This window comes from Mycobacterium sp. (assembly GCF_035633495.1).
In the GTDB taxonomy this organism is placed as follows: domain Bacteria; phylum Actinomycetota; class Actinomycetes; order Mycobacteriales; family Mycobacteriaceae; genus Mycobacterium.
The window spans coordinates 1-8,679 of record NZ_DASQEU010000154.1; the positions used below are offsets into that span (position 1 = coordinate 1).

General features: G+C 68.4%; 11 protein-coding genes. 7 read left to right on the forward strand and 4 right to left on the reverse strand.

The genetic code is table 11. From position 1 onward, the window contains the following. Positions 1-21: 21 nt before the first annotated feature. Positions 22-702 (reverse strand): SDR family NAD(P)-dependent oxidoreductase, encoded by a 681-nt coding sequence (locus tag VET27_RS22875; protein ID WP_526521891.1) that lies wholly within the window; start codon positions 700-702, stop codon positions 22-24. Positions 703-811: 109 nt separating this feature from the next. Here VET27_RS22875 and ttfA point away from each other — a divergent pair, with 109 nt between their 5' ends. From ttfA to VET27_RS22900, 5 genes are read left to right on the forward strand one after another with little or no spacing between them, the layout of a single operon-like run. Next, positions 812-1,618 carry a trehalose monomycolate transport factor TtfA gene (gene ttfA / locus VET27_RS22880; RefSeq protein ID WP_526521892.1) on the forward strand — a complete coding sequence of 269 codons (807 nt, stop codon included), beginning with the start codon at positions 812-814 and terminating at the stop codon, positions 1,616-1,618. A gap of 29 nt (positions 1,619-1,647) precedes the next feature. Further along, positions 1,648-2,424: an SDR family NAD(P)-dependent oxidoreductase gene (locus VET27_RS22885; RefSeq protein WP_526521893.1), complete on the forward strand. Its 777-nt coding sequence runs from the start codon at positions 1,648-1,650 to the stop codon at positions 2,422-2,424. Further along, complete coding sequence (locus VET27_RS22890; RefSeq protein WP_526521894.1) at positions 2,425-2,742, forward strand: hypothetical protein; 318 nt, start codon at positions 2,425-2,427, stop codon at positions 2,740-2,742. It abuts the gene before it with no gap. Continuing rightward, positions 2,735-3,376, forward strand: coding sequence for a TrmH family RNA methyltransferase (locus tag VET27_RS22895; protein ID WP_526521895.1), 642 nt, complete (start codon positions 2,735-2,737; stop codon positions 3,374-3,376). The genes VET27_RS22890 and VET27_RS22895 overlap by 8 nt, the downstream gene beginning before the upstream one ends. Positions 3,377-3,391: 15 nt before the next feature. Further along, entirely contained in the window at positions 3,392-4,537 is a 1,146-nt protein-coding gene (locus tag VET27_RS22900) for a glycoside hydrolase family 76 protein (protein WP_526521896.1), read from the forward strand. Positions 4,538-4,543: 6 nt separating this feature from the next. Here VET27_RS22900 and VET27_RS22905 read toward each other — a convergent pair whose 3' ends face one another. Next, positions 4,544-5,203: a 3-oxoacid CoA-transferase subunit B gene (locus VET27_RS22905; protein ID WP_526521897.1), complete on the reverse strand. Its 660-nt coding sequence runs from the start codon at positions 5,201-5,203 to the stop codon at positions 4,544-4,546. Beyond that, positions 5,200-5,967, reverse strand: a complete 768-nt coding sequence (locus VET27_RS22910) for a CoA transferase subunit A (RefSeq protein WP_526521898.1) — start codon at positions 5,965-5,967, stop codon at positions 5,200-5,202. The genes VET27_RS22905 and VET27_RS22910 overlap by 4 nt, the downstream gene beginning before the upstream one ends. Positions 5,968-6,171: 204 nt before the next feature. On the opposite strand from VET27_RS22910, the gene VET27_RS22915 reads away from it, so the two are divergent. Both VET27_RS22915 and VET27_RS22920 read left to right on the forward strand, forming a co-directional pair. Next, positions 6,172-6,948, forward strand: coding sequence for an IclR family transcriptional regulator (locus VET27_RS22915; RefSeq protein ID WP_526521899.1), 777 nt, complete (start codon positions 6,172-6,174; stop codon positions 6,946-6,948). Between the two features lie 77 nt (positions 6,949-7,025). Continuing rightward, entirely contained in the window at positions 7,026-7,934 is a 909-nt protein-coding gene (locus VET27_RS22920; protein ID WP_526521900.1) for an LLM class F420-dependent oxidoreductase, read from the forward strand. On the opposite strand, the gene VET27_RS22925 is transcribed toward VET27_RS22920, so the two are convergent. Beyond that, positions 7,931-8,632 (reverse strand): VTT domain-containing protein, encoded by a 702-nt coding sequence (locus VET27_RS22925; RefSeq protein WP_526521901.1) that lies wholly within the window; start codon positions 8,630-8,632, stop codon positions 7,931-7,933. The genes VET27_RS22920 and VET27_RS22925 overlap by 4 nt on opposite strands. Positions 8,633-8,679: the final 47 nt, after the last annotated feature.

Genomic DNA, 8,679 nt, shown 5'->3' on the forward strand with positions numbered 1-8,679 from the left:
TCGAGGGGCTGCTGGCGCGGGTCAGCCGAATGCGGCGCTGCCGACGTCGGTTTCCTTGCCGAGGAGGGCTTCGACGATCCGCGCGGCGACGGCGTCGGGGTCGAGGCCGGTCGGCAGCTTGGGTGGTTCGCCGGCGATCGCCCGGCCGGCCAACCCCGTCTCGGTATGGGGCGGTCGGACGTCGACGACGCGGATCTTGCGCCGCCTGGCCTCGACTCGCACGGCGGTGAACAGCGCGGCCGTCGCAGCCTTGGCCGCCGAGTAGACGGCCATGTTGGGCAGCGGCTTCTCCGCCACCACGGCGCTGATGCCCAGGATCACTCCGCCCGGTTCCATCACCGGTAGCGCCGCGCGGACCAGTCGCAGTGGCGCGAGGAAGTCGATCAGCAGCAGGTCGTCGATGGTGTCGTCGTCGATGTCGGTGACCGCACCGAAGGCCACCACGCCGGCCGCGATGACCAACCCGTCGAGTCGTCCGTGGCGCTCGACCGCGGCGGCCACGACCGACCGCGGAGCATCCGGCTCGCGCAGATCGGCCGCAACGGCGTGCGCGCCGTCGATTCCCAGGCCCGCCAATGCGTCCTCCGAGCGGCCGCTGACCGTCACGTCGGCACCGAGGTCGGCCAGCAGGCGCGCGATGCGGGAACCGAGGGCGCCGGTGGCGCCGACGACGAGAAAGGCCTTACCGGAGAGGTCGCTCACCAGACCAGTGTGCGCGATGCCCCGGGTGAACTGGCCCGACGAGGCGTGACCGGTTTGTGATCCGTTCGAGTTCGGGCGAAAGCCGTGCCAACCAGTAGGCTGGGGCGCAATGGTCCCACTCTGGTTCACGCTGTCTGCACTCTGTTTCGTGGGTGCGGCGGTGTTGTTGTATGTCGACCTCGACAAACGGCGTGGGCTCGGCAGGCGGCGGAAGTCGTGGGCGAAGTCCCATGGCTTCGACTACGAGCACGAGTCGACCGAGATCGTGAAGCGCTGGAAGCGCGGCATCATGTCCACGGTCGGCGACGTCTCGGCCAAGAACGTGGTCCTCGGACAGATCCGCGGCGAGGCCGTCTTCGTCTTCGATCTCGAGGACGTGGCGACGGTCATCGCGCTGCACCGCAAGGTCGGCACCAACGTCGTGGTCGACGTGCGTCTCAAGGACATCAAGGAACCGCGCGAGAGCGACATCTGGCTCCTCGGCGCCATTGGCCCACGGATGGTGTACTCCACCAATCTGGACGCCGCGCGTCGGGCGTGCGACCGCCGCATGGTGACCTTCGCGCACGCCGCACCCGACTGCGCCGAAATGATGTGGAACGAGCAGCACTGGACGCTCGTCAGCATGCCAATCACCAGCACCCGCGCGCAGTGGGACGAGGGCCTGCTCACCGTGCGTCAGTTCAACGACCTCCTGCGCGTGCTGCCGCCCATTCCGCAGCCGGGACAGAGCGGTGTCGCGGGCCAGGCGATCGCCAGGCGCGGCGGCTCGCCGAGTCGCCCCGTGGCACCGCGTCCCGCCGAACTGCCCGCGGGCCGCACCGACGCGCCGCCGACGCGTGGTGACGTCGGCAAGTACACCCAGCAGCGCCCACCCGTGCGCAACGGGCGTCAGTCGCCGCACTACCAACGCTAGGGTTCCCCGGCGCCAAGTACCCTGTCGGCATGTCTCGTCCCGTCGCACTGATCACTGGACCGACGTCGGGATTGGGCATGGGGTTCGCTCGTCGTTACGCCCTCGACGGCTATGACCTGGTGCTGGTGGCCCGCGACGTTGAACGCCTGCAGCGCCTCGCCGCCGAACTGCGCGACGAAGCCGGTGCCGACGTCGAGGTGCTCGCGGCTGACCTGGCTGTCGCCGCCGACCGTGCCAAGGTTGCCGACCGGCTTGCCGCAGGTGTGCGAATCCTGGTGAACAACGCGGGATTTGGAACGTCGGGCGAATTCTGGAGTGCCGATCTCGAGGTCCTTCAGTCGCAACTGGACGTCAACGTCACGGCCGTCATGCAACTGACGCGTGCCGCGCTGCCGCCCATGTTGGCCGCGGGTGCGGGCACGGTCATCAACGTGGCCAGCGTCGCGGGACTGTTGCCGGGCAGGGGTTCCACCTACTCGGCGTCCAAGGCGTGGGTGATCTCGTTCTCCGAGGGCCTGGCCAACGGTCTCGAAGGCACCGGCGTCGGCGTGCATGCACTGTGTCCTGGTTTCGTCCGCACCGAGTTCCACGAGCGCGCGGGTATCGACATGGAGGGCACCCCGTCCATTCTGTGGCTCGACGTGGCCGACGTCGTGCGCGATTGTCTGGCCGACGTGGCCAAGGGGCGGGTCGTGATCATCCCGGGCCTGCAGTACAAGGCGCTCACCACCGCGGGTCGGATGGTGCCGCGGAGTCTGGTGCGGGCTGCGACGAAAGTGGTGGGCCGCGGCCGAGGGCGGACCTGAGTGCACGCTCTGATCGCGGTGCTGTTGAACCTGCAACCCGGCGGGTCGCAACTGATGCCGACCGCGCTGGGGGAGCCGAACGCGTTCAACGGCAACGGCTACATGCTGCCGGGCCTCGACATCACCGGTCTGGCCTCGCGGTACCGCGAGGACTCGATCCGTCGCGGCGGCCCGCTCATTGTCCAGGTGACACCGACGCTGCCGGGCAAGGGATTGTCGTATGCCTGTTCGGTGTCCGGCTCATCGATGTTGGTGCTGCCCGATTCGTCGCTCGACGCGGTCGGCACCCACGCCGCTCCGTGGACGACCGGTGAGTGACCCGGGCCCGACGGAATGGGGGACGGCCCCCGGCGTGGGGCCCTGGCCCGGTCCGTTGCCGGACGGCCCTCGTTACGACCGGGAGTTGTTGCGCGACGGCGACACCCGCAACGTCGTCGACGCGTACCGCTACTGGACGCGTGAGGCCATCATCGCCGACATCGACACGCGACGGCACCCACTGCACGTCGCTATCGAAAACTTCGGAAACGACGCCAACATCGGCGCCGTCGTCCGCACGGCCAACGCGTTCGCCGTCGACACCGTGCACATCGTCGGACGGCGTCGGTGGAATCGGCGCGGCGCCATGGTCACCGACCGCTACCAGCGTCTCCGGCATCACGACACCACCGCCGAGCTGCTCGCATTCGCCGCCGACGGTGGACTCGAGGTGGTCGCGGTGGACAACGTGCCCGGAGCGGTCCGCCTCGAGCACACGCGCCTGCCGCGCCACTGTCTGCTGATCTTCGGGCAGGAGGGTCCTGGGATCACCGACGACGCGCAGCGGGGTGCCACCGTGACGGTGTCCATCGCCCAGTTCGGGTCCACGCGCAGCGTCAATGCCGCCGTGGCCGCCGGCATCGCCATGCATGCGTGGATCGCGACGCATGCCGACACATCGCGAGCCTGGTAAGGCAGGATCATCGACATGGATCAGCTGTGGGCCAATCGCGCGGCCAGCGCAGAAGCCGCGATCGCGAAGCGGCACTACCGGCGGCTGTGGCGGCTGCCCGGTACGCAGCTCGGCGTCGTCGCCTGGCCGCCCACCAAGAAGGCCTTGTCGTTCGGCACCTGGCACTACTGGTGGCAGGCACACCTGCTCGACTGCCTGGTCGACGCGCAGATACGCGACCCGCAGCCCGAGCGCAAGGTGACGATCGAGCGCCAGATCCGTGCGCAGCACTGGCGCAACACCGGACGCTGGATCAACGACTACTACGACGACATGGCATGGCTGGCGCTCGCGCTCGAGCGTGCGGGAAGCCAGGCAGGCGTCGAGCGGCCCAAGGCTCTCGACAAGCTGGCCGACCAGTTCCTCAACGCGTGGGTGCCGGAGGACGGCGGCGGCATCCCGTGGCGCAAGCAGGACCAGTTCTTCAACGCCCCCGCCAACGGTCCCGCGGGCATCTTCCTGGCGCGGTACGACCGGTTGCGCCGCGCCCAGCAGATGGCCGACTGGATCGACGAGACGCTGATCGACCCGGACACCCATCTGGTGTTCGACGGCATCAAGGGCGGTTCGTTGGTGCGCGCGCAGTACACCTACTGCCAGGGCGTCGTCCTTGGCCTCGAGGTCGAACTCGCCGCCCGCACCCAGGACGCCCGGCATGGCGAGCGCGTGCGTCGACTGGTCAAGGCGATCGCCGACGACATGGCCCCCGACGGCGTCATCCGGGGGGCGGGTGGGGGCGACGGTGGTCTCTTCGACGGCATCCTGGCGCGCTACCTCGCGCTGGCCGCAACCCTGCTGCCCGAGGACGGCCCGGAGGACACCGCGGCGCGCGCCACCGCCAAGGACCTGGTGCTGAAGTCCGCCCAGTCGGCATGGGACTTCCGGCAGACCGTCGAGGGTCTACCGCTGTTCGGTCCGTTCTGGGACCGCAACGCCGACCTGCCCAAGGACGGCGGCAAGGATGCGCAGTTCGTCGAGGGCGCGGTCAACGCCTCCGAAGTCCCGGAACGCGATCTCTCCGTTCAGCTTTCGGGCTGGATGCTGATGGAGGCCGCACACGCGGTCACCCACGGCGAAGGTGGTCTCGAGCCCGCGCCGCCGGTCGTCGACGAGACGGAGTGACGGCACCTACTGCAGATCGACCGAAAGCTCGGCTCCGGTAGCTGCGACGACCTCCGCCTCGGTCACGCCCGGAGCCAGTTCCCGCAACACGAGGGTTCCGTCGCCCGGCACGTCCATGACACACAGGTTGGTGATGATGCGGTCGACGACGCCCTGACCGGTGAGCGGCAGGCTGCACGTCTGAACGATCTTCGGGTTGCCCGAGCGGTCGGTGTGCTCCATCAGCACGATCACGCGGGCCGCACCGTGGACGAGGTCCATCGCGCCGCCCATGCCCTTCACCATCTTTCCCGGCACCATCCAGTTGGCCAGGTCACCGGTCGCGGAGACCTCCATGCCACCCAACACCGCGGTGTCGATGTGCCCGCCGCGGATCATGCCAAACGACAGGGCCGAATCGAAGTACGCTGCACCAGGATTGACCGTCACCGTCTCCTTGCCCGCGTTGATCAGGTCGGGGTCGACGTCGTCGTCGTCGGGATACGGACCCGTCCCCAGGATGCCGTTCTCGGAGTGCAGCGTGACGTTGACGTCGTCGCTCAGATAACCGGGAATGAGCGTCGGTAGTCCGATGCCGAGATTGACGTACTCGCCGTCGACCATCTCCGCCGCTGCGCGGGCAGCCATCTCATTGCGGCTCCAACCCGCCGGTGCCGACTCGGTCATCGCGACGTTCCTTCTGTTCGACGGACGGTACGTTTCTCGATCTTCTTGTCCTGTGGCCCGGTGTGCACGATGCGTTGCACGAAGACGCCCGCGAGATGGACTGCGCCCGGGTCGATTTCACCGGGGGCCACGAGCTCTTCGACCTGGGCGATGGTGACGCGGCCCGCCATGGCGGCGAGCGGATTGAAGTTCATCGCCGTCTTGTTGAAGACGAGGTTGCCTTCGGTGTCACCGAGCTTGGCGTGGACCAGCGCGAAGTCGGCGTTGATCGCCTCCTCCAAGACGTAGCGCTTGCCGCCGAACTCACGAATCTCCTTGGGTGGCGAGGCAACTGCGATCGATCCGTCGGGCGCGTATCGCCACGGCAGCCCGCCGTCGGACACCGGACTGCCCACCCCGGCCGGTGTGAAGAAGGCGGGGATCCCCGCACCGCCGGCGCGCATGCGTTCTGCCAACGTGCCCTGTGGTGTCAATTCGACCTCGAGTTCGCCTGCCAGGTACTGACGGGCGAACTCCTTGTTCTCGCCGACGTAGGACGCAGTGACGCGACGGACGCGTCCGAGGGACAGCAGGACGCCCAGTCCGACGCCGTCGACCCCGCAGTTGTTCGAGAAGACCTCGAGATCGGTCGCAGACGCCTGAGCGATCGCCTCGATCAATTGGTCGGGAATGCCACATAGGCCAAATCCGCCGACGGCCAACGTGGCGCCGTCGGGAATGTCCGCGACCGCCTCGGCGGCCGAGCCGTACACCTTCGACGTCATGCGTCTCCTCCTCCGCTGACGTGACGTTCATTCTGCAAACGCCGAGGGCGCCGCCTTCGTTGCCCGGCTCCGGGGGTGCGTGTCTACGCAATAGAACTGAACAACGAAGCTCGCCAGGCAATCAACCCCTGCGTCCGCGGTGCCGACAAACTGCTCGCACAGTGAGCGTTTGCGAACTAGGCGTTCACCTGGTGAACGCCTAGGATGGTGGCCGTGAGTGGTCAACCGCGGAGCTCGCACGTGGTCGCGAGAGTGGGTTCCATCCTGCGGGCAGTCGCGGCCGCGGAGCCCGACGGCGCCTCGACCACCGATCTCGGCAAGCTCGCCGGGCTTGCCCGTCCGACCGCACATCGACTACTGGCGTCCTTGGCCGACGAACATCTGGTGGCGCGCGATGCGAAGACGGGGCGCTGGTCGCTGGGGCCCGAGCTGTACCTCCTCGGCGTCGGCGCCGCATACCGATACGACGTCACCGATCAGGCGCGAGGAGTGGTCACGCGGCTTGCGAAGGACACCGGCGAGAGCGCGTTCTTCTCGGCGCGCAGAGGTGACGAGACGGTGTGCGTCCTTGCCGAGGAAGGCAGCTTTCCGTTGCGCTCGCACGTCCTGCACGTGGGAATCAGATTCCCGCTCGGCGTCGCCAGCGCCGGCCTGGCGATCCTGAGCCACCTCTCCAACCGGGAAGTCGACGACTTCTTCGCCAGGGTGCAGCCGGATTCGGAGTGGGGTCCGAGCCACGCCGAGGCGTTCATCCGCGCGCGCATCGAATCGACCAGGCGGACCGGATACGCGGTGAACCCGGCGTTGATCGTCGACGGCAGCTGGGGGATCGGCGCGGCCGTGTTCGACCGAAGCGGGAAGCCCGCCTGGGCGCTGAGCATCACCGGCGTCGAGACGCGCTTCAAACCGGATCGCCACGCCGAGTTGGGCACCCTGCTGCTCGAGCAGGCGCACCAGCTGTCGGGGCGGATCCAGGGTTGACGCGTGCAGGGATCGCCGAACGTGGCCATTCTGATCCGGGCGTTGGAGGCGGACCCGTGACCGCCTAGCATCGAGCGGTGACCACCGCCGAACGCGCCCGTACCGACTACCCGAGCACGATCGGCGTCTGGTGGGCCAGCGACACCTGGGCGATGCCCGCCGCGCAAGAGGTGGCCCGCGAAATCGAGGCCCTCGGCTACGGATCGCTGTTCATCCCCGAGGTCACGGGCAAGGAGTGCCTGACGCAGTCGGCGGCGTTCCTTTCCGCCACAGAGCGATTGGTGGTCGGCACCGGCATCGCCAACATCCACGCCAGGGCGGCATCGGCCGCGGAGTCCGGTGGCCGCACGCTCAGCGCCCTGTTCCCCGGCCGGTTCGTCCTCGGGTTGGGCGTGAGCCACGCGCCACTCGTCGAGCACGGCTTCGGTGGCGTGTACGAGAAGCCGTTGGCGACCATGCGCAGCTACCTCGACAAGATGGCCTCCGTCCCCGAGGCGATCGAGCCCGGCGCAGGACGGCCGGTGCGTCTGCTCGCGGCGCTCGGACCCAAGATGATCGAGTTGTCCGGGACGCACGCCGACGGCGCGCACCCGTATCTGGTGCTGCCGGAGCAGTCTCGCAAGACCCGCGAGATCCTCGGACCGGACAAGTGGATCGTCTCCGAGCAGGGAGTCGTCGTGGGCGGGCACGCCGAGGAGCAGCTGGCGTACGCGCACGGGCACCTCAACGTCTACAGCGGCCTGCCCAACTACCGGAATTCCTGGCTACGCCAAGGGTTCGACGAGTCGGATCTGGTGCGTGGCGGCTCAGACCGGTTGGCGCGGAGGCTCGTCGGGATGGGCTCGGTGGACGACGCGGCGGCAAGCGTGCGCGCGCACCTCGACGCGGGCGCCGATCACGTCGTGGTGCAGGTCATCGGTGCCGACCCCACGGCCGATCCGCGCCCGTCACTGCGCACGCTGGCCGAGGCGCTGGGCCTCGGCTAGGACTGCTCGGCGGCGGGCTCGTCCGCCCCTTCCGCTCCGCCTGCCCGCTTGGCCGCCTTGCGGCGCTTGCGCCATTCGAAGAAGATCGGGGCCACCGAGGCCAGCACGATCACGATGAAGATGGGCTCCAGCAGCTTCTGGATGATCTCGAACTGGCCGAGCCAGTACCCGAGGAGCGTCAGTCCCACGCCCCACACGACGGCGCCGATGACGTTGAAGAGGGTGAACACGCCGTAGTTCATCCGGGCGGCGCCGGCCGTGATCGGCGCAAGGGTCCGCACGATCGGCACGAACCGCGCCAGCACGATGGCGAAGGGTCCACGCTCCTCGAAGAACACGTGCGCCTCGTCGAGATACTTCTGCTTCAGGAACCGCGCCTTCGGCTTGAACATCGACGTGCCGATGCTGCGGCCGATCCAGTACCCGACCTGGCTGCCCGCCACGGCGGCGATGGGGATGAACACCAGCAGCTGCCACAGCTGGAAGTTGGTGTCCACCGCCTCGGCCTGGGCGGCCGTTCCCGCGGCGAGCATCCCTGCGACGAATAGCAGCGAATCGCCGGGAAGCACGGGGAACAGGACGCCCGACTCGATGAAGACGACGACCAGAAGACCCACCAGTGCCCACGTGCCGAAGTACCCGATGAGCGTCAGCGGGTCCAGGAAGTCCGGCATCAGCGCCAGGGTGGTGGTGGTCATGGCACAACAAGATACCGGCGTGCCCTGTCGAACCCGGAAACTGCGGC

What these genes read in the sequence shown, in the direction of transcription:
- ttfA (WP_526521892.1), top strand. Translation starts at nt 812, where the DNA reads ATGGTCCCACTCTGGTTCACGCTGTCTGCACTCTGTTTCGTGGGTGCG.
- VET27_RS22885 (WP_526521893.1), top strand. Translation starts at nt 1,648, where the DNA reads ATGTCTCGTCCCGTCGCACTGATCACTGGACCGACGTCGGGATTGGGC.
- VET27_RS22900 (WP_526521896.1), top strand. Translation starts at nt 3,392, where the DNA reads ATGGATCAGCTGTGGGCCAATCGCGCGGCCAGCGCAGAAGCCGCGATC.
- VET27_RS22905 (WP_526521897.1), bottom strand. Translation starts at nt 5,203, where the DNA reads ATGACCGAGTCGGCACCGGCGGGTTGGAGCCGCAATGAGATGGCTGCC.
- VET27_RS22910 (WP_526521898.1), bottom strand. Translation starts at nt 5,967, where the DNA reads ATGACGTCGAAGGTGTACGGCTCGGCCGCCGAGGCGGTCGCGGACATT.
- VET27_RS22915 (WP_526521899.1), top strand. Translation starts at nt 6,172, where the DNA reads ATGGTGGCCGTGAGTGGTCAACCGCGGAGCTCGCACGTGGTCGCGAGA.
- VET27_RS22925 (WP_526521901.1), bottom strand. Translation starts at nt 8,632, where the DNA reads ATGACCACCACCACCCTGGCGCTGATGCCGGACTTCCTGGACCCGCTG.